This is a genomic window from Streptomyces sp. WG7 (genome assembly GCF_049975785.1).
GTDB lineage: Bacteria > Actinomycetota > Actinomycetes > Streptomycetales > Streptomycetaceae > Streptomyces.
This window is the reverse complement of sequence record NZ_JBNGGE010000075.1, coordinates 1-25,594: the sequence shown is the minus strand read 5'-3', so window position 1 is coordinate 25,594 and position 25,594 is coordinate 1. Positions and strand designations below refer to the sequence as shown.

The 25,594-nt window shown below is 72.5% G+C and carries 24 protein-coding genes and 3 pseudogenes; 17 read left to right on the top strand and 10 right to left on the bottom strand.

The genetic code is table 11. From position 1 onward, the window contains the following. Nucleotides 1-123: 123 nt before the first annotated feature. From ACP4J0_RS36665 to ACP4J0_RS36650, 4 genes are all read left to right on the top strand, one after another. Nucleotides 124-915: a GntR family transcriptional regulator gene (locus tag ACP4J0_RS36665; RefSeq protein WP_426603496.1), complete on the top strand. Its 792-nt coding sequence runs from the start codon at nucleotides 124-126 to the stop codon at nucleotides 913-915. 2 nt (nucleotides 916-917) lie between these two features. Then, on the top strand, nucleotides 918-2,192 hold the full coding sequence (locus ACP4J0_RS36660; RefSeq protein ID WP_426603494.1) for an MFS transporter: 1,275 nt from the start codon (nucleotides 918-920) through the stop codon (nucleotides 2,190-2,192). Nucleotides 2,193-2,364: 172 nt separating this feature from the next. Further along, nucleotides 2,365-3,600 carry a hypothetical protein gene (locus ACP4J0_RS36655; protein ID WP_426603492.1) on the top strand — a complete coding sequence of 412 codons (1,236 nt, stop codon included), beginning with the start codon at nucleotides 2,365-2,367 and terminating at the stop codon, nucleotides 3,598-3,600. A 73-nt stretch (nucleotides 3,601-3,673) separates the two neighbouring features. After that, nucleotides 3,674-3,796, top strand: coding sequence for a hypothetical protein (locus ACP4J0_RS36650; RefSeq protein ID WP_426603499.1), 123 nt, complete (start codon nucleotides 3,674-3,676; stop codon nucleotides 3,794-3,796). Here ACP4J0_RS36650 and ACP4J0_RS36645 read toward each other — a convergent pair. Both ACP4J0_RS36645 and ACP4J0_RS36640 read right to left on the bottom strand, forming a co-directional pair. Then, nucleotides 3,741-4,183 (bottom strand): annotated as a pseudogene (locus ACP4J0_RS36645) (transferase). The gene ACP4J0_RS36650 and the pseudogene ACP4J0_RS36645 overlap by 56 nt on opposite strands. A 97-nt stretch (nucleotides 4,184-4,280) precedes the next feature. Next, the gene (locus tag ACP4J0_RS36640) at nucleotides 4,281-5,282 is read right to left on the bottom strand and encodes a GlxA family transcriptional regulator (protein WP_426603498.1); all 1,002 of its coding nucleotides are present in this window, start codon (nucleotides 5,280-5,282) and stop codon (nucleotides 4,281-4,283) included. 175 nt (nucleotides 5,283-5,457) lie between these two features. Between ACP4J0_RS36640 and ACP4J0_RS36635 the strand changes: the two genes are divergently transcribed. Together ACP4J0_RS36635 and ACP4J0_RS36630 are read left to right on the top strand one after the other, a co-directional pair. Further along, complete coding sequence (locus tag ACP4J0_RS36635) at nucleotides 5,458-6,054, top strand: cysteine hydrolase family protein (protein ID WP_426603490.1); 597 nt, start codon at nucleotides 5,458-5,460, stop codon at nucleotides 6,052-6,054. A gap of 159 nt (nucleotides 6,055-6,213) precedes the next feature. After that, nucleotides 6,214-7,854: a hypothetical protein gene (locus tag ACP4J0_RS36630; RefSeq protein ID WP_426603489.1), complete on the top strand. Its 1,641-nt coding sequence runs from the start codon at nucleotides 6,214-6,216 to the stop codon at nucleotides 7,852-7,854. On the opposite strand, the gene ACP4J0_RS36625 is transcribed toward ACP4J0_RS36630, so the two are convergent. Further along, complete coding sequence (locus ACP4J0_RS36625) at nucleotides 7,808-10,069, bottom strand: bifunctional glycosyltransferase 87/phosphatase PAP2 family protein (protein ID WP_426603487.1); 2,262 nt, start codon at nucleotides 10,067-10,069, stop codon at nucleotides 7,808-7,810. The two genes, ACP4J0_RS36630 and ACP4J0_RS36625, sit on opposite strands and share 47 nt — an antisense overlap. Nucleotides 10,070-10,525: 456 nt before the next feature. On the opposite strand from ACP4J0_RS36625, the gene proP reads away from it, so the two are divergent. Both proP and ACP4J0_RS36615 read left to right on the top strand, forming a co-directional pair. Beyond that, complete coding sequence (gene proP / locus ACP4J0_RS36620; protein WP_426603485.1) at nucleotides 10,526-11,920, top strand: glycine betaine/L-proline transporter ProP; 1,395 nt, start codon at nucleotides 10,526-10,528, stop codon at nucleotides 11,918-11,920. Between the two features lie 226 nt (nucleotides 11,921-12,146). After that, nucleotides 12,147-12,818 carry an O-methyltransferase gene (locus tag ACP4J0_RS36615; RefSeq protein WP_426603484.1) on the top strand — a complete coding sequence of 224 codons (672 nt, stop codon included), beginning with the start codon at nucleotides 12,147-12,149 and terminating at the stop codon, nucleotides 12,816-12,818. A 39-nt stretch (nucleotides 12,819-12,857) separates the two neighbouring features. On the opposite strand, the gene ACP4J0_RS36610 is transcribed toward ACP4J0_RS36615, so the two are convergent. Beyond that, on the bottom strand, nucleotides 12,858-13,250 hold the full coding sequence (locus ACP4J0_RS36610; RefSeq protein ID WP_426558417.1) for a hypothetical protein: 393 nt from the start codon (nucleotides 13,248-13,250) through the stop codon (nucleotides 12,858-12,860). Nucleotides 13,251-13,337: 87 nt separating this feature from the next. On the opposite strand from ACP4J0_RS36610, the gene ACP4J0_RS36605 reads away from it, so the two are divergent. Continuing rightward, a complete protein-coding gene (locus ACP4J0_RS36605) occupies nucleotides 13,338-13,745 on the top strand; it encodes a DUF1992 domain-containing protein (RefSeq protein ID WP_426526693.1) in 408 nt (135 codons plus the stop codon). A gap of 10 nt (nucleotides 13,746-13,755) precedes the next feature. On the opposite strand, the gene ACP4J0_RS36600 is transcribed toward ACP4J0_RS36605, so the two are convergent. Together ACP4J0_RS36600 and ACP4J0_RS36595 are read right to left on the bottom strand one after the other, a co-directional pair. Continuing rightward, a complete protein-coding gene (locus ACP4J0_RS36600; protein WP_426603482.1) occupies nucleotides 13,756-14,346 on the bottom strand; it encodes a hypothetical protein in 591 nt (196 codons plus the stop codon). 3 nt (nucleotides 14,347-14,349) lie between these two features. Beyond that, entirely contained in the window at nucleotides 14,350-15,036 is a 687-nt protein-coding gene (locus ACP4J0_RS36595; RefSeq protein WP_426603480.1) for a hypothetical protein, read from the bottom strand. A 165-nt stretch (nucleotides 15,037-15,201) separates the two neighbouring features. On the opposite strand from ACP4J0_RS36595, the gene ACP4J0_RS36590 reads away from it, so the two are divergent. Further along, complete coding sequence (locus ACP4J0_RS36590; RefSeq protein WP_426603478.1) at nucleotides 15,202-15,702, top strand: GNAT family N-acetyltransferase; 501 nt, start codon at nucleotides 15,202-15,204, stop codon at nucleotides 15,700-15,702. Nucleotides 15,703-15,729: 27 nt separating this feature from the next. Here the strand turns inward: ACP4J0_RS36590 and ACP4J0_RS36585 are convergent. After that, nucleotides 15,730-15,955, bottom strand: a pseudogene (locus ACP4J0_RS36585) (EmrB/QacA family drug resistance transporter); the annotation flags it as partial. Nucleotides 15,956-16,120: 165 nt separating this feature from the next. Between ACP4J0_RS36585 and ACP4J0_RS36580 the strand changes: the two are divergent. After that, complete coding sequence (locus ACP4J0_RS36580; RefSeq protein WP_426603476.1) at nucleotides 16,121-17,347, top strand: peptidoglycan-binding domain-containing protein; 1,227 nt, start codon at nucleotides 16,121-16,123, stop codon at nucleotides 17,345-17,347. 135 nt (nucleotides 17,348-17,482) lie between these two features. On the opposite strand, the gene ACP4J0_RS36575 is transcribed toward ACP4J0_RS36580, so the two are convergent. Then, nucleotides 17,483-18,142, bottom strand: coding sequence for an HAD family hydrolase (locus tag ACP4J0_RS36575; protein WP_426603474.1), 660 nt, complete (start codon nucleotides 18,140-18,142; stop codon nucleotides 17,483-17,485). 310 nt (nucleotides 18,143-18,452) lie between these two features. Continuing rightward, complete coding sequence (locus tag ACP4J0_RS36570) at nucleotides 18,453-19,034, bottom strand: TMEM165/GDT1 family protein (protein ID WP_426603472.1); 582 nt, start codon at nucleotides 19,032-19,034, stop codon at nucleotides 18,453-18,455. 442 nt (nucleotides 19,035-19,476) lie between these two features. Between ACP4J0_RS36570 and ACP4J0_RS36565 the strand changes: the two genes are divergently transcribed. The 4 genes from ACP4J0_RS36565 to ACP4J0_RS36550 all read left to right on the top strand — a co-directional run bounded on the left by ACP4J0_RS36565 (nucleotide 19,477) and on the right by ACP4J0_RS36550 (nucleotide 23,729). Continuing rightward, nucleotides 19,477-20,121: an HNH endonuclease family protein gene (locus ACP4J0_RS36565; RefSeq protein ID WP_426603470.1), complete on the top strand. Its 645-nt coding sequence runs from the start codon at nucleotides 19,477-19,479 to the stop codon at nucleotides 20,119-20,121. A 211-nt stretch (nucleotides 20,122-20,332) separates the two neighbouring features. Beyond that, nucleotides 20,333-22,066 (top strand): alkaline phosphatase D family protein, encoded by a 1,734-nt coding sequence (locus ACP4J0_RS36560; RefSeq protein WP_426603469.1) that lies wholly within the window; start codon nucleotides 20,333-20,335, stop codon nucleotides 22,064-22,066. A 228-nt stretch (nucleotides 22,067-22,294) separates the two neighbouring features. Next, nucleotides 22,295-22,750, top strand: a complete 456-nt coding sequence (locus tag ACP4J0_RS36555; protein ID WP_426603467.1) for a DoxX family protein — start codon at nucleotides 22,295-22,297, stop codon at nucleotides 22,748-22,750. A 334-nt stretch (nucleotides 22,751-23,084) separates the two neighbouring features. Then, complete coding sequence (locus ACP4J0_RS36550) at nucleotides 23,085-23,729, top strand: DedA family protein (protein ID WP_426603465.1); 645 nt, start codon at nucleotides 23,085-23,087, stop codon at nucleotides 23,727-23,729. 103 nt (nucleotides 23,730-23,832) lie between these two features. On the opposite strand, the gene ACP4J0_RS36545 is transcribed toward ACP4J0_RS36550, so the two are convergent. Beyond that, the gene (locus ACP4J0_RS36545) at nucleotides 23,833-24,585 is read right to left on the bottom strand and encodes a helix-turn-helix domain-containing protein (RefSeq protein ID WP_426603463.1); all 753 of its coding nucleotides are present in this window, start codon (nucleotides 24,583-24,585) and stop codon (nucleotides 23,833-23,835) included. A 222-nt stretch (nucleotides 24,586-24,807) separates the two neighbouring features. Between ACP4J0_RS36545 and ACP4J0_RS36540 the strand changes: the two genes are divergently transcribed. Continuing rightward, a complete protein-coding gene (locus ACP4J0_RS36540) occupies nucleotides 24,808-25,479 on the top strand; it encodes a DUF4097 family beta strand repeat-containing protein (RefSeq protein WP_426603461.1) in 672 nt (223 codons plus the stop codon). Between the two features lie 12 nt (nucleotides 25,480-25,491). Next, nucleotides 25,492-25,594 (top strand): annotated as a pseudogene (locus ACP4J0_RS36535) (ABC transporter); the annotation flags it as partial.

Genomic DNA, 25,594 nt, shown 5'->3' with positions numbered 1-25,594 from the left:
GGGCGGCGGGCGGCGGGCGGCGGGCGGCGGGCGGCGGGCGGCCGAGCGTATTTCTGCTCCATCAGCTTTCAGCCGGTGCAGTAGCTTGCCGGCATCTCTGAAAGGACCGGAAGGAGACCGATCATGCCCCGATCGGCGCCGTACCTGGCAGTGGCCGACGTACTGCGTGCGCGGATTCTCGCCGGAGAGTGGGAGATCGGGGCGCGGCTGCCGTCCCGGGCACGGCTCGCCGAGGAGTACGGCGTCGGGCGCAACGTCGTACAGCGGGCCGTGGACCGTCTGGTCGTCGACGGACTCCTCGAAGGACGCGCGGGCTCGGGCACGTACGTCCGCAGCCCCCGTGAGCGTCTGCGCCTGGTCCGTTCGCGGCACCGGGAGCGGGCGGGCGGGCTCCCCCGTCGCGCCCACACGCGGGAGCGGGGCGGGGCCGACGCCTGGGACGCGGAGAGCCTGGTCCGCGTCCCCGCGCCGGACGGAATCGCCGAGCGGTTGGGCATCGCCCCCGGCGACCTCTGCGTCACCACGCGGTACGAGTTCCTGGCCGGTGGACAACCGGTCCAGCTCTCCGAGTCCTGGGAGCCCTTGGCCCTCACGGACGGGACAGCGGTCGTGCTGCCCGAGACGGGGCCCCTGGCGGGCAAGGGAGTGGTCGAGCGCATGCGTTCGATCGGCATCGTAGTCGAGTCGGTCGTCGAGGTGCCGCGCCCGGCCCGTGCCACCCGGGCTCAGGCGAACCTCCTCGGCATCAGCCCGGGGGACCTCGTGCTCCACATCGAACGGACCATGTACGACACCGACCGGCGCCCGGTGGAAACGGCCGACATGGTCGTTCCGGACCGGTACCGGGAAGTGGTCTACGAGTTCGGAGTGGACCGTCCCCTCCCCGCCTCCACCACGCCCACGGAACAGGGTTAGGCATGCCCGGGTGTCTACGGCTCGGCCTCCTGAGCGACCGGAACTTCGCGCGTCTCCTCGCCGCCACCGCACTCGGTCAACTGGGCGACCGGATCATCTTCCTGACGTTGCCGCTGGTGGCGATCGCGACCCTGCACGCCGACGAGTTCCAGGTCGGACTGCTGGCCGCGACGACCACGGCAGGCTCGCTCCTGGTCGGGCTGCCGGCCGGGGCCTGGGTCGACCGGATGCGGAAGAGGTCCGTGCTGATCGGCACCGACCTCCTCCGGGCGTCGGCCCTGCTGACGATCCCGGTCGCCTGGTGGGCCGACCTGCTCACCCTCCGGCTGCTGTACGCCGTCGCCCTGCTGCACGGGGTACTGACCGTGTTCTTCGACGTCGCACACGTCAGCTGTCTGCCGCATCTGGTGGGCCGCGAGAACCTGGTGGAGGGGAACGCGAAGCTCTCGGCGGTCCGCTCGGTGACCAGCATCGGCGGCCCGGCGGTGGCGGGCCCTCTGGTCGGTCTGGTGGGGGCTCCGGCCACGCTCCTGGCGAGTTCGGCCGGAATGGCCCTGTCGGGCCTCTTCGCGGCCACGATCCGCGGGCGCGAGGAGAACCCGAAGCCGGCGTCGGATCCGGAGCCGGGCCGGAGGCCTGGCCTCAGGAGGGAGATCACGGAGGGGCTGCACTTCGTCCTCCACCATCCCGCCCTGCGCGCGATCATGTTCTCGGACGCGATATTCAACCTCTCCCTGGTCATGTACCAGACGATGCTGCTGGTCTTCCTGGAGCGTACGACGGGCCTGGGGCCCTTCGGCACCGGACTCGTCCTGTCGGGCATGGGGTGCGGCGCCCTGCTGGGCGCGTTGACGGCCACCACGCTGTCCAAGCGGATCGGGCAGGGGCCGGTCATCTGGCTCGCCACGCTGGTCACTTGCCCCCTGGCCGTCCTCATGCCGTTGGCACGCCCCGGCTGGACCCTGTACGGGGGTGCCATCGGGCTCGCCGCGCTCTCCATGGGCGGCGTCGTCCGCGTGGTGGCCCAGTCGAGCCTCCAGCAGTCCCTCACCCCGGACCGGCTCCTGGGCCGGATGGCCGCCACGGCCCGATTCGTCTCCTCGGGCGGCATTCCGCTCGGCGGACTCATGGGCGGGGCGTCCGGTTCCGCGTTCGGCGCGACCGGGACCTTGTGGATCGGCGCGGCCGGTATGACGCTGAGCGCCCTTCCCGCCTTCCTGTGGTGGCGCGGCCGGGCCGGGGCCCGTCTGCTCGGCCAGTGGACCAGCGCGAGGTGAGGACGAGCGAACTGCCCAGTGCTCCGACCGGGAAGGTTCGCCGGGTTGGTGGGAACTGGCTCCGATCGGTGTCGACAGCGTCACCGGCCTCACGGGATGGCACACCTGAGCGCCTGTTAGTTTCGTCGGACGTCGCGGCGCCGACAGGGGGCCGCCGAGGGACGGGGGAGCGGTGCGGATATCGGACCGGGTGCGCAAAACGATCAACGTCGTGCTGTGCCTGGCCGCCGTGGTGGCCATCGGCTGGAGCGGCCGGGAGATCTGGCTGGTGTGGAACAACCACCGGCAGATCGACGCGGCCTGCGGGGGACTCGTCCCGGCGGGCCGCGTACTGGCCCTCTCCGAAGCGGGCGGCACCATCACGCACCGGAGACTCGACGACGACAGCTTCGACCCGGACACCGGGATCCCGCACGACTGCGAGATCTTCAGCACGGAGGCGGGCGAGCGGGCCGGCACCGACACCGGTATCCGCTGGTTCTTCACCGGTGCGATGGGCGTCCTGCCAGCTGACCAGCCCCGGATCGCGGACGCGCCGATGGAGGGCCCGGTCGGCATGCTCGGTCGGACCACCTACCCACCGCAGCCCCTGGGCGGCGACATCGCCGGCCGCGTGACCGACTCTTCGGTCACCGTGCAACTGCCGTGCGAGGGAGCGAAGGCGGAGGACACGTCCGTGCGGGCCCTGTGGGCGCGGGCCGAGCTCATGCCTCGGCGGGGCACCCAGGTGAGCGGTCACGACCGCGACATCCTCGCCCAGACGGCCGTGGAGACCGCCAACAACCTCGCCGACCGGCTCGGTTGTGCCGACCGTCTGCCGGACGCCCCGGACGACGTGCCCGCCCTGACCGCGGGCCCCGTCCCGGCGGCGCGGGCCGAGGGAACCTGCGCCTGGTACGGCAAGACGGGCCTTGCCGACCGGTCGCCGTACCCGGACGAGGTCGTCGAGAGCCGTACGGACGCCCGGGTGTGGGACGAGAGCTGTGGCCTTGTGCTCGACTCCGGCCGCGCCAACGCGGTGTACATGGACGAGGCTGCCGAACACGACTGGCTCAACAGCCCGGACTTCCCGGGCGAGTGGTTCGTCTCCCTCCACACCTACGCCGGCCCGGTCGCCGAGAACCTCCGTCTCACCAGCACCGACGAGGGTGAGACGCCGGAACCGGCGGTCCCGGGGAAGGCGGGTCGCAGTGCCACGGACCCGATCTGGTGGGCCTCCTCCGTCTGCGACGGCCGCCCCCAGGTCCACACCATGACCGTCGGCAGCCTCGGCTACGCCAAGCTGGTGGTCTCCCAGATGGAGGACGTCTTCCGCGCCTACGTCGATGACGTGACCACGCGCCGGCACTGCACGGATGCCGTCTTCCCCGGCCATTCCACGTTCCGCGCCGACTGGGGCAAGGCCTAGGTCTAGGGCCTGTCTGACCGGGAAGGTTCGCCGGGTTCCGACCGCTGCAGGTGTGGCGGCTGAGCCTGTGCGGGTGCGCGGACTGACCCACCAGGAAGGGCAGAAGCTGCTGGGGCGGCAGACCGGTCCTCGCGGCGTGATCAAGACGGTCCACGCCTTTCTCGCCAGTGGCGGCATGCCGAAACCGCTGGACTGACGGGCGTTGTGCGTACTTCAGTGGCGTTCAGGGCCGGATATGTGAGATAGAACAGGCGGAGTTCATCCACGTCGCCGCCGAAACGAGGCGGCCAATGGGGCGATGGGGTGAAGTCGTCCAGGATGAGAAGGCCACCGGAAGCCAGCAGCTCGACGACCTGCTCGGGGCCGTCACGCCTGCCACCGCCGTCGCAGAAGAAGATGCAGCCAGGCGGTACCCACGCCCGAGCCGGTGCCGCTCCCCGCAATGACTCCGTGGTTTCGCAGCAGCGGCCAGTCTGAGCAACCTGCCCACCTCAGGGATGGAACTCTCCTTGGAACCCGCCTCGTAGGCGACACGCTCCGCGGCCACCACGCGAGACGGAACCGCACGCTCTGCCATGGTCAAGAATCCCCTTCGTCCGGGGCATGACGCTGTCCGCCGGCAGAGGCGTCCGTACGAGTTTCGCCTGCCCAGACCCGGCAAAACCTTCGCGGTCAGAGCACTAGCCGTGGGCGCTCGCGCCGGTCCGGAATCGGCGGCGGTACTCGGTCGGAGTGGTGTCGAGTCTGCGGCGGAAGGCCCTGACCAGGGTGTCGACGGTGCCGAAACCGCAGGCGGAGGCGACGCGTTCCAAGGTGGCGTCCGTGGATTCGAGCTGCCGGCGTGCCGCCTCGACGCGGACCGACTCGATGTAGGCGTGCGGGGTCGTGCCGAGTTCGTTCTTGAAGATCCGGGTGAGCTGCCGGTCGCTGACGTGGACGTGCGCGGCGAGGTCGGCCACGGTGAGCGGCTCGGCGAGGTTGCGCAGGACGTGGTGGCGGAGGTCCTCGACGCGGCGGGTCGTGGAGACCTGCTCCAGGGGGACGCTGAACTGGCTCTGGCCGCTCGGCCGCTTCAGGTACATCACCAGTTGCCGGGCGACGCGCAGGGCGACGTCCTCGCCGAGGTCGTCGGCGACGAGGGCGAGGGAGAGGTCGAGGCATGAGCTGATGCCCGCGCCCGTCCACACGTCGCCCTCCCGGACGAAGATCGGGTCGGCGTCCACCTCGACCGCCGGATGCTCCTCGGCGAGCTGCCGCGCGGTCGACCAGTGGGTGGTGGCGCGCCTGCCGTCGAGCAGTCCGGCGGCGGCCAGTACGTGCGCGCCGACGCAGACGGACGCGACCCGCCGGGTCCGGCCGGCGAGTTCCCCGACCCGCTTCACCACGGCGGGGTCGGTGAGGGCGCGGACACGGCCCCGCTCGTCGACCTCGACCGCGCCGGGCACGATGAGGGTGTCGACGGCCCTCGTGGCCAGTTCGTCGAAGGTCGCGTCGGGCAGGACGCGCACCCCGGCGCCGGTGGTGACGGGGTCCAGGGTCTCGGCGGCGAGGACGACGTCGTAGCCCGCCGCCTCGTCCGCCTCGCGCCGGGCGAGGGCGAACACCTCCGGCGGTCCGGTGACGTCGAGCAGGTCGACGCCCTCGAAGAGGACGACGACGATCAGTCGTTCCACGGAGTTCACGGGCTCCTCGGCGATCTCCCGCGGGCGCGTGGCCACGCAGGTCATGCGGTCTTGCGGCTACCGGGCATGTCGGTATCTGCAGGTTAGATGACATTGCCGACATCCCGCGCCGGCCGTAGCGTCGTAGGCGCGGGTCGCCACCCGTCATCCCACTCCGACCACCAGGGGGTTCCCCATGCCCAGGACCACGCTGCGCCGCCTCAACGGACTCGACGACACTCCCGCCAAGCTCGCCGACTCCACCCTCGTCCTGGTCGACTACCAGAACACCTACACGACCGGCGTGATGGAACTGGACGGCTGGCAGGCCGCGCTCGACGCCGCCTCCCGCCTGCTGGCACGGGCCCGCCAGGAGGGCGCCAAGGTCATCCACGTCGTCCACGACGGCGGCGAGGGCACCCCGTACGACATCCGGGCGGAGATCGGGCAGATCCACCCGAGCGTCGCTCCCGTCGACGGCGAAGCGGTCGTCACCAAGCAGGCACCGGACTCCTTCTTCGGCACCGACCTGGGCGAGCACGTCGACGCGGCCGGCAACAACGACCTCGTCGTCGTCGGCTTCATGACGCACATGTGCGTGGCCTTCACCGCCCAGGGCGCCTTCCTTCGCGGCAACCGCCCCACGGTCGTGGCCGACGCCTGCGCCACCCGCGCGCTGCCGGTCGCGGGCACCGAACTGGACGCCCGCCAGGTGCACCAGGGCGCCCTCGCCACCATCGCCGACATGTACGGCGTGGTCGTCCCGTCGCAGGAGTCCCTGACCCACGGCTGAGCCGCGTCCCGCATTCGAACCCCACGGTCCTGCCGCCCCCGGCCGTGCCCGGACGACCCGATGCCCCGGACCGGGTCAGGTCAACGTTTCTGTTCGAATTATCGTCTTCGCACGTGCCCTCGCCGTGCCCCCCGATGACGCCGAACGGAAACCCCCACCGTGGTCCCTGCCGCACTGACGACCGTCCCCCGCCCCGAACGGCAGCGGGAGAGACGCCCGGGCGATGCCCTGCGCACCTTCGGGCGCCGGCATCGCGTCGCCCTGCTCGCCACCCTGCCCACCATCCCGCTGTACGCGGTGTGGTGGGCGTTTCTCGCCACCGGCGGGGGCGACCTCGCCGCGCAGGAGGCATGGGCCGACTTCACCTCGCGGCACGGTGGTTCGCCGTACGGGCTGTTCTGGTACGGCGGGACGCACACCGCCAACTACAGCGTGATATCGCCCCACTTGATGGCCCTGCTCGGCGTGCGCACGGTCACCGTGGCGTCCGGACTGGCCGCCGCCTGGCTGGCGGCCGTGCTGATCGAGCGGACCGGCGTGCGCAGGCCGCTGTGGCCCGCCCTGCTCGCCTCCCTCGCCCTGTGGTGCAACGTCGCCTCGGGGCGTACCACCTTCGCGCTCGGCCTCGCCTTCGGGCTGGCCGCGTGCCTGTACCTGGTCCGGGAACGGCGGCTGGTCATCGCCGCCGGCCACGCGGCCCTGGCCACCATGGCGTCGCCGGTGGCCGGGCTGTTCCTGGCCGTCGTCGGGGCGGGCTACCTGCTCGTACGGGACTGGGGGCGCGCCCTCGTGCTCCTCGTACCGCCCGCCGCCGTCGTCGGCCTGACCACGCTGCTGTTCCCCTTCACCGGGGAGCAGCCGATGCCGGCGGCCCGAATATGGCCGCCGGTCGTGCTCGGCCTCGCCGTCACCGCGTTCGCCCCGCGTACCTGGCGGGTCGCCCGGTGGAGCGGGGCCGTCTACGCGACCGGCACCGTGCTGACCTACCTCGTCGCCTCCCCCGTCGGCACAAACGTCGAGCGGTTCGCCGAGTACTTCGCTCCCGTCGCGCTGCTCGCGGCCCTGCTCACCGCGCCCCCGCTGCGACGGGTATCGCGCGGTCTGCTGGTCGTCGCCCTCGTCTTCTCCGTCTGGTGGATGGGGAAGAAGACCGCCGACGACCTGCGGGAGTACACCGTGGTGCCCGCCTGGGCCGTCGAGACGGACGGTGTCGTGCGGGCACTGGAGGGGCTCGGGGCCGACCGCACGCGGGTGGAGGTGGTGCCGGCCCGCGACCACCGCGAGGCGTCCGGGCTCGCCCCGCACGTCAACCTGGCCCGGGGCTGGAACCGGCAGCTCGACGTGGAACGCGCCCGCCTCTTCTACGACGGCACCCTCTCCGCGGCCACCTACCGGGCGTGGCTGGACCGCTGGGCGGTCGGCTTCGTCGTGCTTCCGCTGGGCAAGCCGGACGGCCCCGCCAGGGCCGAGGCGGCGCTCGTGCGGGACCCTGACCTGCGGCCCGAGTGGCTGGAGCCCGTCTGGCAGGACGAGCACTGGAGGGTGTACCGGGTGCGGGACGCCGTACCGCTCGTCTCCGAACCCGGCACCGTCGTGACGACCAGCAGCGCCGACCTGGTGCTCCGCGTGGACCGGCCCGGGCCGGTGACCGTACGGGTCGCCTGGTCGCCGTGGCTGCGGACCGACGGCGGGTGCCTCGCCCAGGACGGCGAGTTCACCCGCCTGACCGTCGAGGCGGCGGGCGAGTACCGGCTCAGCTCCGGGTACGGTCCTTCGCCGGGGTCGGAAGACCGCTGCTGAGCCCCTCGGCGGGCGAGGCGTCGTCGTCGGCCGGGGACGGGGCGGGAGCGGGGATGGTGCTCGCGGCCGGGGCGGGGTCCTTGGCCGGGGTGTCCTTGGCCAAGGCGTCCGAGGACGCCGAGGACTCCAGGGGCTCCGAGGACGCCGAGGACGCCGAGGACAAGGCGTCCTTGGCCGCGGTCCCGGTGACCGCGGTCGCGGTGACCGCCGTCCCGGTGACCACCCGGGCCCTCGGCCCCTGGAACAGGTACGTCAGCCCGAAGCCCGCCGCGACCACGGCCGCGCCGCCCACCGCGTCCAGGATCCAGTGGTTGCCGGTCGCCACGATCGCCGCGACGGTGAAGGTGGGGTGCAGGAGCCCCAGGGCCTTCATCCACATCTTCGGGGCGATGATCGCGATCGCCACACCGCACCACAGCGACCAGCCGAAGTGCAGCGACGGCATCGCCGCGTACTGGTTGGTGAGGTGCGTCAGCGTGCCGTAGTCCGGCTTCGAGAAGTCCTGCACGCCGTGCACCGTGTCGATGATCCCGAGGGTCGGCATCAGGCGCGGCGGCGCCAGCGGGTACAGCCAGAAGCCGACCAGGGCCAGCAGCGTGGCGAAGCCGAGGGACGCGCGGGCCCAGCGGTAGTCGACCGGGCGGCGCCAGTACAGGACGCCGAGGACGGCCAGCGGGACGACGAAGTGGAACGACGTGTAGTAGAAGTCGAAGAAGTCCCGCAGCCAGCCGATCTTCACGACGGCGTGGTTGACCGCGTGCTCGATGTCGATGTGCAGGAAGCGTTCGATGTCGAGGATCTGCCAGCCGTGCTCCTCCGCCCGCGCCCGGCCCGCCGAGTTGCTGCCGCCGGTCGCCGCGAGGCGGACCTGGGAGTAGGCGGCGTAGGTGACCCGGATGAGGAGGAGCTCCAGGAGGAGGTTGGGCCGGGTGAGGACCCGGCGCAGGAACGGCAGCAGCGGGACGTGCTTGAAGCGGGCCGGGACCGGCGGGGCGTAGCTCGTGGGGACCGGCGTGTCGAAGTACGGCGACGTGCGGGACAGGAAGGGCACGGCGACGGCGGCGGCCAGCGCCGCGAGGAGTACGACGTTGTCGCGCAGGGGGTAGAGGGCCGCCATGTTCGGCAGCATCATCTTCGCGGGCAGCGTCATCACCAGGACGACGGCGACCGGCCACACGTACCGGTCGGACGCCTTCTTGCCGACCCGGCCGACGAGCGCGGGCAGCACCCACAGCAGCTGGTGCTGCCAGGTGGCCGGGGACACCACGACGGCCGCGCAGCCGGTGATCGCCACCGCGAGGAGCAGCTGGCCGTCGCGGGCGTAGCGCACGGCGCGGCGCAGGGCGAGGACGGCGACGGCGGCGCCGAGCAGGAGGAAGAGGGCGATCTCCAGGGGGCCGGAGAGGCCGAGCCGCAGCAGGGCGCCGTGCAGCGACTGGTTGGCGAGGTCGTCGGCCTCGCCGCCCAGGCCCACGCCGGCCAGGTGGTGGACCCAGTAGGTGTAGGAGTCCTGCGCCATGGCCGCCCAGGCGACGGCGGTGCAGGCGAGGAAGGTGACGCCGGTGGACACGGCGGCCCGTCTGCGGTCGGTGAACCACAGCAGGGGGACGAAGAGGAGGACGGTCGGCTGGAACGCGGCGGCGACACCGATCAGCGCGCCGCCGATCCGGTCGCCGTGTTCACCGCGTACGGCGAAGCAGCCCAGCAGGACGAGGAGGACCGGGATGATGCTGGTCTGGCCGAGCCACAGCGCGTTGCGCACCGGCAGCGACAGCATCAGCAGGCTGACGGCGACGGGCGCCGCCAGCAGTGCCGTACGGCGGCCCACCGGCTTCGGCAGGGCGCGGGCGGCGACCAGGCCGAGGGCCACGACGAGCAGCAGCGAGCCGAAGGTCCAGCCCCAGCCGAGGGCCTGCTCGGCGGCGCGGGTGAACGGTTTGAGGACGAGGCCGACGAAGGGGGTGCCGGTGAACTGCGTGGAGTCGTAGAGGGACCCCTCCACGTGCAGGACTCCGTGCTCCCCGACCCAGGTCTCCAGGTCCGTCAGCCGTTCGCCGCTCGGGGTGCTGAGGACCGTGGCCAGCTGTCGTACGGCGAGGATGGCGGCGACCAGCCACAGGCCGAGGCGCGCGGCGCGCAGCCGTGCCCTGGTCGCATCGACGGCCGGTGCCCCGAAAGGCTCCGCCGGTCGCCCACTGTGCTCCGCATTCGCCACGCCTCGTCGGCCTCCCGCCCCGTTCGTACCGCGCCCGTGTACGCGGTGTGTTGTCCTTGCGAACCCTATGAGGCTCGCACCACCCCCGGAGGGAGACGCAGGCAACCCCCGTTCAACCTGACCGCCGCCCGCATTTCGTCCCGACTTTTTCCGGACGTCCGGCCGTTCGTCCGGACGACGATAGTGCGGGAGCGGCACGGACGCCTCTCGTGGAAGCGAGAAGGATCACAGGTCACGGGGCGATGCAGCGCTCCGTGGCGTACGGACGTCCCTGCGTGCACGCCATTTTGGTGCACTGTGCAACGAAAAGCATACCGGGCGTAAGCGGCGCATCAGCGCCTATGGTCGCTTTTCTGCCCGTGGCCGAGTGCCGCGGGTTTCTTTCCGGCCCGGCGACAGTGCCGCCGTACGGGTCGTGGCGTCCCTGTCCCCGTCGAAAGGTAGGCGAGCGAAGTTTTGTCGGCTGCCCCCGTCGCCACTCACCCGTCCGGCACCCACCCGCGTCCCTCCCCTCCGGCAGGGTCCGCTCCGGGATCCGCTCCCCCCACCGCGACCGATCCCGCTCTCGTCAGACGTGCCGTGAAGGCGGCGGCGCTCGGCAACGCGATGGAGTGGTTCGACTTCGGCGTCTACAGCTACATCGCCGTGACGCTGGGCAAGGTCTTCTTCCCGTCGGGCAACCCGACCGCCCAGCTGCTCTCCACCTTCGGCGCCTTCGCCGCCGCGTTCCTGGTCCGGCCGCTCGGCGGCATGGTCTTCGGCCCGCTGGGCGACCGGGTCGGGCGGCAGAAGGTCCTCGCCCTCACGATGATCATGATGGCGGCGGGTACGTTCGCCATCGGGCTGATCCCCTCGTACGCGACGATCGGCGTCTGGGCGCCGGTGCTGCTGCTGGCCGCGCGGCTGGTGCAGGGGTTCTCCACCGGGGGTGAGTACGCGGGCGCGTCCACCTTCATCGCCGAGTACGCGCCGGACAAGCGGCGGGGGTTCCTGGGGAGCTGGCTGGAGTTCGGCACGCTCGCCGGGTACATCGGCGGTGCGGGGCTCGTGACCCTGATGACGGCGCTGCTGTCCGACGCCGACCTGACGTCCTGGGGCTGGCGCATCCCGTTCCTGATCGCCGGACCGATGGGCATCGTCGGGCTGTATCTGCGGATGCGGCTGGAGGAGACGCCGGCGTTCGCCGCCGAGCTGGAGAAGGCGGAGTCGACGCGGCCGAAGGTACCGCTGCGGGACATGATCACCGGGCAGTGGCGGGCGCTGCTGCTCTGCGTCGGCCTGGTGCTGGTCTTCAACGTCACCGACTACATGCTGCTGTCGTACATGCCGAGCTACCTGACGAGCGAGCTGGAGTACGACGAGACGCACGGACTGCTGGTCGTGCTGGTCGTGATGGCGCTGATGATGGTCGTCCAGCCGTTCGCGGGCGCGCTGACCGACCGGATCGGGCGCCGGCCGGTGATCGCGGCGGGCTGCGCGGGCTTCCTGCTCCTGTCCGTCCCGGCGCTGCTGCTGATCCGCGAGGGCAGCCTGCTCGCGGTGGGGCTGGGCATGGCCGCGCTCGGGCTGCTGCTGGTCTGCTTCACGGCGTCGATGCCGTCCGCGCTGCCGGCGCTGTTCCCGACGCGGGTGCGGTACGGCTCGCTGTCGATCGGCTTCAACGTCTCGGTGTCGCTGTTCGGCGGGACGACGCCGCTGGTGGTGACGGCGCTGATCGGCGCGACGGGCGACATGATGATGCCCGCCTACTACATGATGGCCGCGGCCGTGATCGGTGGCGTGGCGGTGTGGTTCATGAGCGAGTCCGCGGGCCGGCCACTGCCGGGCTCGGCACCGGCCGTCGAGGGCTGACGCTCCCCGGGGGGAGGGAGGAAGGGGCGAGGCGCGCCGAGCGCGCGGCCTTGCCCGAACCATGCGGCCGTCTGCCACCCGGCCCGCGGCCCGGCCCACCCCGCCGGGGACACGCCCTCGTCAATCGCCTGACACGTCGTCACCCCGGGGCTATCTTCGTCAGCGCATCCACTTCGTCAGCGCATCCACTCAGAAACGCCAACGACGCACACAGGAGGCCCCCTGCATGAGCGAGTCGCGGCTCTGGGACGACGTCGACGCCTACTTCACCCACCACCTCAGCCCGAACGACGGCCCGCTGGAGGCCGCCCTGAGGGACAGCGACGCCGCCGGGCTGCCGCAGGTGAACGTCACCCCCAACCAGGGCAAGCTCCTCCAGCTGCTCGCTCGGATCCAGGGCGCCCGCACCATCCTGGAGATCGGCACCCTCGGCGGCTACAGCACCATCTGGCTGGCCCGCGCCCTCCCCGCCGACGGCCGCCTGGTCACGCTGGAGTACAGCGCCCGGCACGCCGAGGTCGCCACCCGCAACATCGCCCGCGCCGGCCTCGACGCCCTCGTCGACGTGCGCGTGGGGCCCGCCCTGGATTCACTGCCGCAGCTCGCCGACGAGAACCCGCCGCCCTTCGACCTGGTCTTCATCGACGCCGACAAGGGCAACAACCCGCACTACCTGGAGTGGGCCCTGAAGCTCACCAGCACCGGCAGCCTGATCGTCGTCGACAACGTGGTCCGCGGCGGACGGGTGGCCGACGCCGGTGACACCGGCGACGACGTGCGCGGCACCCGCGCCGCGATCGAGCTGATCGGCAGCCACCCGCGGCTGAGCGGTACGGCGATCCAGACGGTCGGCAGCAAGGGCTACGACGGTTTCGCGCTGGCCCGCGTTCTGGAGTGAGGGCGGCGCGCGCTCAGGCCTCGCGGGGAAAGGCGCGTCTCACGCCTCGTGGTAGAAGCCGACGTTGACGCTGCGCGGTTCCGTGCGGTCCTGGACCACGATCTCGCCGCTCCCGCCCCTCGGCAGCGGCACGGTGCCGCCGTAGGACACGGGCTGCGCGTGGCCGCCGACGGTGAGCCGGACCTCGGAGGACGGCTCCGGCTGGGAGCCCCGCAACCAGGTCAGCTGCCACGTGCCGTCGGGTCCGCAGCGGAACTCCAGGTGGACCCGGGAGACGAACAGCCAGTCGTCCGGCGTCGACAGCCGGCACACGGACTTGTCCCGGCCCACCCGCAGCACCGCGCCCGGCTCGCTGGGCGCGTCGGCCATCTGCATGCCGGCCGTGGCGCCCGCGTCCGCCGCGGTGACGACGGCCATGGTGAGTTCGAGCACGTGCGCTCCTCCAGAGACGTCCCTCGTTGACGTACCGCCGCCGCATGATAAGTCGGCCGCCGGTGCCGTGTCCGGCACAATGAGGTCATGACCGAGCGAAAGCCACCTGGCGTCGACTTCGAGTCCTGGGTCGACAAACAGATCCGTGAGGCGGACGCGCGCGGCGAGTTCGCCCAGCTGCCCGGTGCGGGCAAGCCCCTCCCCAGCGAGGTGGACAGCACCTACGACGAACTCTGGTGGGTCAAGCGGAAGATGGCCCGCGAGGGCTTCTCCGTACTGCCGCCCACCCTGGCCCTGCGCAAGGAGGCGGAGGACGCCCTGGAGGCGGCGGCGAACGCGCCGTCGGAGCGGGTGGTCCGCCGCATCGTCGAGGAGATCAACGTCAAGATCCGCGACGTCATGTTCAAGCCGCCGCCCGGCCCCCCGCTGGGTCTGAAGCCCTACGACGTCGAAGAGGTCGTACGGCAGTGGCGGGAGCGCCGGGCGGAGCGGTGACGCCTATGCGTCACAGGCGCATGAGACGGTCCGCCAGTTCGCGGTAGTCCCGCAGGGCCAGGCGGAGTTGTTCGGTGTCGGTGCTCGCCGCGCGGTCGTCCTGGCCGGTGTCGTGCCAGGACGTGCGCAGTGTGCGGCGGCGGTGCGTCACGGCCTCCGTGAAGCGCGCGGTGATCTCCTCCAGGACGCGGTCCGCCTCCTCCACGGAGGCACGCGGCCCGTCGACGAAACCGGCCACCGCGTGCCGCAGCCGCTGCCCGAGCTCGTCGTACTCCTCGTGCGGGAGGAGTGCGCCCCCGTGGACGGCCGGAGGGGTCGTGCCCTCGCTGTGGGCCGGCGCGGTGTCCGGGCCGGGGATGGTCTCGCCGCGGGCATCGGGGGCCCGCCCGTCCCGCTCGACGCGGGCGCCGGTGGCCGGCATGCCCCGCTCCACCGGGGCGCCTGGGTCCTGCCTGTCCCGCTCCACCGGGGCGCCGGGGTCCTGCCTGCCCCGCTCCACCGGGGCGCCGGGGCTCTGCCTGCCCCGCTCCACCGGGGCGCCGGGGCTCTGCCTGTCCCGCTCGACGGGGATCCCGCCGGGCTGCCGGGTCACATCGGACATTGCTCAACTCTCCTTCGGCTGGCGTTTGCTGAGCGACCAGGAGTGGTGCGGGCGGGAGGACGCCGGCGCGTGTCCGCCACCGTCCGTCCCGGCGCGGTGCCGACCGCCGTCGGGCCGGCCCGCGTCATGGCGGCCGGAGCGTACGAGGTCCTCGAAGAGCGCGCGGGCCTCGACCAGGGACTCGCGCATCTCCTCCGTACCCGCGCCGCTGTCCTGCGCGCCGTCCACGCGCGCGTGCGTCACTCGGTGCACGCGCCGGTAGCCGTCGACGTGGTGGGCGTGGTGCACGGACAGCGCCGCGAGCTGCTCCTCGTACTGCCCGCCGTCCGGGAAGCCCCGGGCGCCGGCCAGCTCCGCGAGCAGCCGGTCCGCCTCGCCGACCGCCTCGCGCGGGGAGTCGACGAAGCGCTCCTGGACCGCGGTCCAGCGCGCCTCGAACCGCTCGCGCTCGACCGGCTCCAACGGCCTGACGTGCAGCGACCCGTGCCGTGCCACGCGCTCGGCGAGTTCGCGCTCGGCGGCCGCGGTGTCGCCGTCGTGCCGGGCCACGGCCCGGTCGTACTCGGGCCCGAAGCGCCGCTTCAGGCTTCCGCCGTGCTGGGGGCCCCGCGCGCGCAGGGCCAGTACGGCCGCGACAACGAGCACGGCCGCCACGATCACGATCAAAGCGATGATCACGCCTGTGGACATGAGTGCCTTCCGGGTTCTCGGCCCTACCGGCTCTCGGAGCGGGCCGGTTCGCCGTTCGGGTTGCCCCGGACCCCGCGCTCAAACGGCGCACAGCTCGCGCTCACGGCACATCGGTGCGAAAATACGCTTGCACAGGGCGCCGGTGCCGTCCCGACAATGCCGGTCATGACCTGGACCATCGCCCCGGAACCGTACGACTCCCCCGTCGCCGCCGCCCTCTGGCGCGCGTACTACACGGAGGTCAGCGACCGGTACTACCTGCTGCACGAGGGCCGGCCCACCGAACCCGCCGAACTGGAGCGGGAGATCGCCGCGTACTCCGGCGCCGACCTCGCGCCGCCCCGGGGACGGCTGCTGGTCGCGCGGTACGGCGGCGAACCGGCCGGCACCTCGGGCGTACGGCTGCGGGACGGCACCACCGCCGAGCTGACCCGGGTGTTCCTGTACGAGCGGATGCGCGGCCGGGGCGGCGCCGCACTGCTCGTACGGGCCGCCGAGGACGCGGCACGGGCGCTCGGCGCCTCGCGGATGGTCCTCGACACACGCGGCGACCTCGTCGAGGCCCGTGCCCTGTACGCCCGGCTCGGCTACACGGAGACCGAGGCCTACAAGGAAGACCCGTACGCCGAGCACTGGTTCGTGAAGCAGCTCCCGTACGCGGCCTGACGGCCCCGGCGGCCCCGGCGGCCCGGCGGGCTCAGCCGGCCCGCGCCGCAGCCGGTCCTCCTTCAGGAACCAGGCCGGCACGAAGCCGAGGAGGGCGACGGGGGCGGCCGTACAGGAAGACACGGTGACGGCGGAGTCGGCCCGCGAAGACCGTGCCGAAGACGGCCACGCCGAAGGAGGCGCCGAAGGAGCGGAAGAAGGTCGCGCCGGGGGTGGCGACGCCCAGGTCCTCGTACGCCACGGCGTTCGGCACCGCACCCACGGACGTCTCACCTTCCGTCCAGGTCGGTGTGACCGGGTATGGCCGGTTCAGTCCTGTGGAAAGCCGGGATTCCGGGGGCGTGCGCGCGGGAGTGTGGAGAAGATCTGCATAATCTCTGGAGTTCGCGAGGGGAGTCGCGAGGGGAGGGACGAACGCGTGGAACAGCAGAAAGAGCCGCCGCAGGAGCCGCAGGAGCGGCCCCGGAGGCACTCGTGCCCGGAGTGCGGAACGCCCAGGGAGGCTGACAACACGCCCGCCTGCGCCTGCGGGGAGCGGGTGTCCGACGCCCTGCGCGACGCGCGTACGGCACAGGCGGCAGCGGCGGAGGACTTCGACCCGCTGCGCATACGGCCGTACGTCGAGCTGGACGGCGCCGGGGAGCCGTCGGCACCCCCGGCAGGGGCGGCCCCTTCCTCCGGTACGCCCATACCGGAGGGACCGGCGCCCGCGGCACCCCCGTCCGCGCCGGCCGCGCACACCTCCGCTCCGGGGACCGCGCCCACCGCGCCCACCCCCGCTTCGGGGGCCTCGCCCGACCCGGACGCCACCATGACGCTGCGCGCCGTCGGCACCGAACCGCCCGGCGCGGCCACGGAGGCGACCTCCGTACTGCCCACGCCCCTGGCGCCTTCGGCCGGCCCGCCCAGCGCGCACGACCTGCGCCTGTTCGAGACCTCGGCCGCCGCGTCCACCGCCCCCTCCGCGCCCGCGGGGTCCGGTGCGGACGACGCGTACGGCACCGACGGGCGGCCACCGCGCCGGCGGCGCCGCGGCGTGCTGCTCAGTGCCGCTGGGGCGGTCGTGGTCGTGGTGGGGGCGGCCGGGTACGCGAGCGGGCTGTTCTCCTACGAGTCGCCCTCGCGGGACGGAGCGCTGCCGGAGGAGGTCCGGGCGAGCGTGCCGGACCCGTCGGTCAGTGCGGCCTCGACGGCCCCCGAGCCGAGCGCCACCTCCGCACGGCCGACCTCCGCGTCGCCGTCCCCGTCCGCCTCCGCGTCCGCGTCCGCCAGCGCGAGCCCGTCCCCCTCGCCGTCCCCGTCGGCGTCCAGCGCCTCGCCCGCGCCGTCCCGGTCGGCCGAGCCGACGCGGACCACGACGACGGCGCCGGCCGACAGCCCCGCGCAGGAGTCCGAGGAGGACGGACCCGACTCCGACGGCGGCGGCACCCTGCACCGCGGCGACCAGGGCCCCGAGGTCACCGAACTCCAGCAGCGCATGACCCAGCTGTACCTGTACAACGGCGACCTCGACGGCAGATACAACCGCCAGCTCGAGGACGCGGTCCGCAACTACCAGTGGTCCCGCGGCATCCGCTCCGACGAGCTCGGCGTCTACGGGCAGGACACCCGGCGCCAGCTGGAGTCGGAGACGCGGGAACCGTAGGCGGTGCGCGCGAACCGTAGGCGGTGCGCGCGAACCGTAGCGGTGCGCGGGAACCGTAGGCGGTGCGCGCGGCCCGCCGTTCAGCGGGCGCGCGTTCCGCCGGCCCGCGTTCGGCCGGCGCGCGGCGCCCCTTCGTCAGCCGATGTGCAGCCGCAGCGTCCCGTCCGCACCGGCCTCCACACGTATCCGCGTCAGGTCCTCCACGACCACGTCGGGCCCGTGGAAACCGGCCCTCGGGCCGACCCCCACGACCTGCATCCCCGCGGCGCGCGCGGCCGTGATGCCGGCGCCGGAGTCCTCGAAGGCGATGCAGTCGGCAGGGGCGACGCCCAGTTCGGCGGCGCCCTTGAGGAAGCCCTCGGGGTCGGGCTTGCTGGCGCCGACCGACTCGGCGGTGACCCGGACGTCCGGCTGCACGAGTCCGGCGGCGGCCATCCGCGCCGTGGACAACGGCACGTCGGCCGAGGTCACCAGGGCGTGCGGCAGGCCGCGCAGCGAGGCGAGGAACTCCGGCGCCCCCGGGATCGCGACGACGCCCTCGGTGTCGGCGGTCTCCTCGGCGAGCAGGCGCGCGTTGTCCGCGTGGTTCTGCTCCATGGGCCGGTCGGGCAGCAGCAGCGCCATCGAGGCGTAGCCCTGCCGCCCGTGGACGACCTTCATGACCTCGTCGCCGTCCAGGCCGTTCCGGTCGGCCCAGCGCCGCCAGACGCGCTCGACGGCGGCGTCCGAGTTGACGAGGGTGCCGTCCATGTCCAGCAGCAGTGCACGGGCGGTGAGAACGGTGGTGGCCGTCATCGGCAGACTCCAAGGCGCGGGGAGGAATACAAGGCGGCCCCGCCCGCCGGTCAGGGAGAACGGGCGGGAGCCACTTTGTTCATCCACGGTACAAAACATACCGGGCATCGCGCCACCACCTCGCCCGAACGTTCACGCATCGTTCAGTTCGCACGCCACCCGGTCCCCGTCGGTTCGCACGCCATCCGACCCGCGTCAGTTCAGCTGCCACCCGGCCCGCGTCGGTCACGCGTCACCAGGCTCGCGCCACCGGGCTCGCACGTCACAGCGCTCGCGCGTCACCGGGTCCCGCCGTCCCGCCGTGCGCGCCTCACCCGGCGACCGCCTCCCACAGGCTCCACACCCCGAGGCCCAGCATGAGCAGCGCCGCGACCTTCGTGATCAGCCGCAGCGGCACCCGCTTCATCAGGGCCTTGCCGCCGACGATGCCGAGACCGGCCACCGCCCACAGCGCGAGCACCGCGCCGAGCCCGACGGAGAGCGGGTCGTCGTAGCGGGCCGCGAGGTTCGCCGTCATGATCTGCGTGAGGTCGCCGAACTCGGCGACCAGGATGAGCATGAATCCCGCCCCGGAGACCTTCCAGAAGGACTGGTTCTCGGGCTTGCGGATCTCCTCGTCCTCGTCGTCCTTCCTCATCAGCAGCACGGCGGCGCCGCCCAGGAACAGCACGCCGGTGATCGCGTGCACGATCTGCTGCGGCAGCAGGGTCAGCACACTGCCGGCCGCGACCGCGAGCACGACGTGCAGCGCGAAGGCGGCGGCCACGCCGGCGAAGACGTACGAGGCTCGGTAGCGGGTGCCGAGGACGAGGCCGGCGAGCGCGGTCTTGTCCGGCAGTTCGGCCAGGAAGACGACGCCGAAGACGACTGCCGTCACGGTCAGGCTGATCAAGGGTTCCTCTATCGGTCGGGGCCGCCCCACCGAGAGTGCTGATCCCGCGGATTCACACACCCGCGACGCAAGACACCTCGGCACGGCAGCACACGGTCCACCCGTGCCGTACGGCACGGGCGTGCACTGCTTGCCGAAGGTCTCGCTGGCCGGCCCCGCGTGCGAGGCCTGCCTCCGGGCGCCGGCTCAGGCGAGCTGAGCAGTATGTCGACGGTCCGGCGAAGAGCTACTCCCCTTCTGCGCCATCCATAGTACGCGAGCCGTCGAGCGATCCCGAGAGGCGAAAGCCCCGGGGCCGTCGGAGGCGAAAGTCCCGTCGGACTTATAGACGTGCCATGCACACGTCACTAACTTCTTACCGACCGCACATCTGTGCGCCATGCGGCGTCGCGAGCATTCCCCTGCCCGCGCCCCAACACCCCCACACTCCAAGGGAGTTCGCATGCCGAAGTTCTACGCGCGTCGACGGCTCGGTTTCCTCGCCGCGTTCACCGGGCTCATAGCCTCCGCCGGGCTCCTCAACGGCCCGGCCGCCTCCGCCGCCCTCCCCACCCCGGTCAGCGCCGCCACCGCCCGCTCCTACCTCGCCTCCCTCACCGTGGAGACCGAGAACCGCACCGGCTACGACCGCGACCTCTTCCCGCACTGGATCACCCAGTCGGGCTCCTGCAACACCCGCGAGACCGTCCTCAAGCGCGACGGCTCGGGCGTCGTCACCGACTCCTCCTGCGCCGCCACCAGGGGCAGCTGGTACTCGCCCTACGACGGCGCCACCTGGTCCGCCGCCTCCGACGTCGACATCGACCACCTCGTCCCGCTCGCCGAGGCCTGGGACTCCGGCGCCGGCTCCTGGAGCACCTCCCGGCGCCAGTCCTTCGCCAACGACCTGACCCGCCCCCAGCTCCTCGCGGTCACCGACAACGTCAACCAGTCCAAGGGCGACCAGGACCCGGCCACCTGGATGCCCTCGCGCAGCGCCTACCACTGCACGTACGTCCGGGCCTGGGTCCAGGTGAAGTACTACTACGACCTCTCGGTCGACTCCGCCGAGAAGTCGGCACTGCAGAGCCGGCTCGCGAGCTGCTGACGCCACGTCCCGGCCGGCCGGGCACCGGGTGACCGGGACGTGACGTCCGGGCACCGGAGGTCCGGGGGTCTGCCACCGGCGGCCCGGTCCCCCGTGTCCGGTCACCGCGCGCCCGGTCACCGCGTGTCCGGTCACCGCGTGTCCGGCGCGGAACCTCCGCGCCCACCTCCGTCGTTCCGTACCGTACGGGGCGACGGAGGAGGGCATCACCATGGCCGGACTACGCCTGGGACCACTGCTCAGGTACACCGACGGCTCGTGCGCGACCGTCTGGGTCGAGACGAACCGCCCGTGCACCGCCGAGGTGCGCTGCGCCGACGGCGCCCGGGGCACGTCCCGCACCTTCCAGATCGCGGGGCACCACTACGCCCTCGTCCCGGTGAGCGGTCTGACACCCGGGAAGGCGACGGAGTACGACGTACTCCTCGACGGCGCGCACGTGTGGCCGCCGCCCGACTCGCGCTTCCCGCCCTCGGTGATCACCACGTCCCCGGCGGTGCACGAGGAGATGCGCATCGCGTTCGGCTCCTGCCGCTGGGCCGCACCACCGGCCGGCGGGAAGGACCGGGTGGGCCCGGACGCGCTGGACACCCTCTCCGCCCGGATCGCCGCCGACCCGCAGGGCGCGCGGCCCGACCTGCTGCTCCTGCTCGGCGATCAGGTGTACGCCGACGAGGTCTCCGACGCCACACGCCACTGGATCGCCGGCCGCCGCGACCTGAGCGAACCCCCCGGCGACCAGGTCGCGGACTACGAGGAGTACACCCGCCTCTACTACGAGTCGTGGCTCGACCCCGAGGTGCGCTGGCTGCTGTCCACCGTGCCCAGCTGCATGATCTTCGACGACCACGACGTCATCGACGACTGGAACACCTCCGCCGCCTGGCTCGCCGACATGCGGGCCACGGACTGGTGGCGCGAGCGGGTGCTGAGCGGGCTGATGTCCTACTGGGTGTACCAGCAACTGGGCAACCTCTCCCCGGACGAGCTGGCCGCCGACCCTCTCTACGCGGCCGTCCGCGAGACACCCGACGGCACCGACGTACTCCGCACGTTCGCCGCGCGGGCCGACGCCGACCCGGCCTCCGTCCGCTGGAGCTACCGGCGCGACTTCGGCCGCGTACGGCTGGTGATGGTGGACTCACGCGCGGCCCGCGTCCTCGAGGAGGACCGCCGCACCATGCTCGACCCGGGCGAGGCCGCCTGGCTGCGGGAACAGATCCTGGACGGGCGGGTCGGCGGCGAGAACCGGGACGGGGACACCGAGGGCAGGGACAGCGAGAACGGGAACAGGGACGGAAACGGGGACGGGGACGGGGACGGCGAGCAGAGTGCGTACGACCATCTGCTGATCGGCACCTCCCTGCCCTGGCTGCTGCCCCACCTGGTGCACGACGTGGAGGCGTGGAACGCGGCGATGTGCGTCGGCGAGCGCGGCGCACGCTGGGCGCGCCTCGGGGAGAGGATCAGACGCGGGGCCGACCTGGAGCACTGGTCGGCCTTCCCGTCCTCCTTCGACGCCCTCGCCGACCTGATCGCCGAGGCCGGCACCGACCCCGGGGCGCCCGCGACGGTGAGCGTGCTCTCCGGCGACGTTCACCACGCCTACGTGGCCGAACCGTCCTGGCCGGGCCGCGCGCCCGACGCCCGGGTGGCGCAGCTGACCTGCTCCCCCGTCCACAACTCCGTACCGCTCTCGATCCGTCTCGGCTTCCGCTTCGGCTGGAGCGCCCTGGCGCGTGCCCTCGGGCGGCGCATCGCCCGGCACGGACGCTGTGCGCCGCCGGCGGTCGGCTGGCGCAAGACCGGCGGCCCCTGGTTCGGCAACCAGCTCATGACGCTGACCCTGCGGGGGCGATCGGCCCGGCTGCGACTGGAGCAGGCGCGGGCGGAGCGCGACGGGGCGAGCGTCCTGCGGATGATCACGGACAGAGAGCTGGCGTAGGCCAGGAGCGAGGCCGAGTATGAAACCAGTCACATCGATGGCCTGCGGTGTACAGGTGGGAGCGCTCCCACCTGCAAGGGCGACCGGACCGGAAGGGTGACCGTTCGTTAAGCCATGGCTAAATGTTGAACTTGCAAGTACTCGTAAGGCGCACCTAACGTGGGCACCCCACTCGGTTCCGTCCCCACCGGCCCCATACGGCCGGTCCGACCGAAGGAGCACCCCCACATGTCCGAACGCCTCAACAGCGCCCAGCCCTACGCTCTCGGCCTGTTCCGCATAGTCGTCGGCCTGCTCTTCGCCTGTCACGGCGCGGCCTCCCTCTTCGGCGTCCTCGGCGGCGCCTCGGGAACCGGCGGCACGATCGAGGCGGGCACCTGGCCGGGCTGGTACGCGGCCGTGATCCAGCTGGTCGGCGGCGGCCTCGTCATGCTCGGCCTCGGCACCCGCGCCGCCGCGTTCATCTCCTCGGGCTCCATGGCCTACGCGTACTTCAAGGTGCACCAGCCGGGCGCCCTGTGGCCGATGGAGAACGGCGGCGAGGCCTCCGCCATGTTCTGCTGGGCCTTCCTGCTGCTGGCCTTCACCGGCTCCGGCGCCTTCGGCCTGGACCGGCTGTTCGCCCGCCGCACGTCCGAACAGGAGAAGTCCGCCACGGAGCGGCAGACGCCGGTCGCGGCCTGACCGCCCCGGAGCGGTACCCGCCTGATCCACGAGGCACCGGAGCGGTGCCTCCCTGCACCGGGAGGCACCGCTGTCGACGGGGAGGCACCGCTGTCGCCCCGCGGCGGGGAGATCACCGTGCGACTGGCGGCACGCGGGCACTCCGCGAGGCGTGAACACCCGCTCCCGGCGCGGACACCCTCTCCCAGGTGAACGCTCCGCGCCGAACACACAAGGCCCCTGTGAACCGTCTGTCACACCTCAGGCGTACGCTGTATGGCTGTCATCGGCCGCTCCTGCCGTCCCCGCGTCTCGCGGCATGGCCCGGCCCACGGGGGAGTAACGGGGAGTTGTGGTGGCCGAGAGTCTCGGGAGTATTGGTTCGCTGGTCAGCAGCCCATGGATCTATGTGCTGGTGGCCGTCTCGGTGCTCCTCGACATCTTCCTGCCGGTGCTGCCGAGCGGTGTCCTGGTGATCACGGCTGCCACGGCGGCGGCCGCGGGCACGGGCGCCGGCGCCGCGGCTGCCGGGCGGGTTCCGCAGGACGTCCCCGACATCCTGGTCCTGACGCTGTGCGCGGCGACCGCGTCCGTCCTCGGCGACCTGGCGGTCTACCGCCTCGCCTGGCGCGGCGGGCCACGCCTGGACCGCGCGATCGCCCGTTCCCGCCGGCTGACCACGGCGCAGGAACGTCTCGGCGGCGCCCTCGCCCGTGGCGGCGGTGCTCTGGTCGTACTGGCCCGCTTCGCCCCGGCCGGCCGCTCGGTCGTCTCTCTCGTCGCGGGCGCCGCTCACCGCCGGGTCCGCGAGTTCCTCCCCTGGTCGGCCCTGGCCGGACTGGCCTGGGCCGCCTACAGCGTCGCCCTCGGCTACTTCGGCGGCCAGTGGCTGGGCGCGACCTGGCTGGGGGCCGCGGTGTCGCTGGTGGCCCTGTTCGGCGCGGGGGCGGGGGCTGCGTACCTGATGCGCCGCCAGCCCAGGGCGACGGGAGCGTCGTAGCCGCCCGCTGCTCCGGGTCGCCCTCGCCCAGAGCCGCGTCGTCACTGTCCTCGACGCCGCCGGCCCGGGCGACCGACCGGCTGTGCCCGAGCGAGACGATCGCCTACGCGCGGTCCGAACGCGGCTCGTCGCCGCCGCCCGGGGTCGTTTCGGGTTTCGCGTGGAGGATCTCGCGGGCCTGCTCCGCGGCGCGGGCGAGGCTCTCGGAGACGAAGTCGAGGAAGCGGGCCACGTTCTCCAGGCGGGCGGCGGCCGGAGTGTCGGGGCCGAGGACGCCGACGCCCTGCCGTGCGATCTCCACGACGTGGGCGGTGGAGCGGGCGCTGGCCAGCATCGACTGGTACCAGATGTCGTCGTCGACGACGTAGCGCTCGCGGCGGCGTTCGTCGCGTTCCCGGCGGACGAACGCCTGGCTTTCGAGGAACGCGATCGCTTTGGAGACCGACGCCGGGCTGACTTGGAGGTGTCGGACGAGTTCCGCCGCGGTGAGGCTGCCGGTGTCGGTGAGGGTGAGGCAGGCCATCACCCGGGACATCATCTTGGGCATGCCCGACGCCATGAGGACGGTGGTGAACAACTCCTCGTACTCGCGCACCGCCTCGGCATCGCGCCCGTGCGCCTGTGCGGGCACCTCCGACGCCGGCGCCGCCTGTCTGCGCCGGTGGGCACGGCGCTCCGTGGCGCGGTGGGCGAGGTCGGCGCGGTAGTCGGTGGGGCCGCCGTTGCGCATCACCTCACGCGTAACGGTCGAGGTCGGACGATCGAGCCGCCTGGCGATCTCCGCGTAGGCCAGCCCGTCGGCCAGCCCCAGCGCGATCTGCTGGCGTTCCTGCTGGGTGAGTCTGCCTCCCGGCACAGCGGCCTCCTCATGGGTCCTTGGTGACTACAGCCTAGCGTTCACTCTCAATCCATTGCAACGAACAGGGGAGAGTTGTTGCGTTAAGCGAGAGACCATCGCAACGAAATACTCACTTTGACCTGGTCTTATCGAGATTGAACGCAACAATCTCGTTGTGTGATCCGTGAACGCAACGTAGCGTTTCCAACGTCAGAAACGACGAGCCGCAGGAGAGAAACCATGCAGAAGTTCGACACCCCCGCCCTGGTCACCGCCGTCCTGGACATCCCCGCGGGACGCGTGCAGTTCATCGCCGCCGACCGGGCCGACACCACGGTCGAGGTCCTGCCCGCGAACGCCTCGAAGAGCCGCGACGTGAAGGCGGCGGAGCAGGTCCGGGTCGCCTACGGCGACGGCGTCCTGCGGATCGAGGGCCCCGCGGCGAAGAACCAGGCCTTCGGCCCCTCCGGAGCAGTCGAGGTGACCGTCCAACTGCCCGCCGGCTCCGGCATCGAGGCCAAGACGGCCGCCGCCGAGTTCCGGGGCGTCGGACGGCTCGGTGACGTCACCTTCGAGGGCGCGCAGGGCTCGGTCAAGCTCGACGAGGCCGACAGCGCCCGCCTGACCCTCCTCGCCGGTGACGTGTCGATCGGCCGTCTGGGCGGCGCCGCGGAGATCCGCACTCAGAAGGGCGACATCAGCGTCGCCGAGGCCGTGCGCGGCACGGTCGTGCTGCGCACCGAGTCCGGCGACGTGTCGGTCGGCGCCGCCCGCGGAGTCTCCGCCTCCCTGGACGCCGGCACCACTTACGGCCGGATCCACAACGCACTCCACAACGCCGACGGCGCCGACGCCGGCCTGGCCATCCACGCGACCACCGCCCACGGCGACATCACCGCCCGCAGCCTGTAGAAGGAGCACTCCATGACCAGCTTGGCCATCGCGGCGAACGGGCTGCGCAAGTCGTACGGCGACAAGACCGTCCTCGACGGCGTCGACCTGCACATCCCGGCCGGTTCCGTGTTCG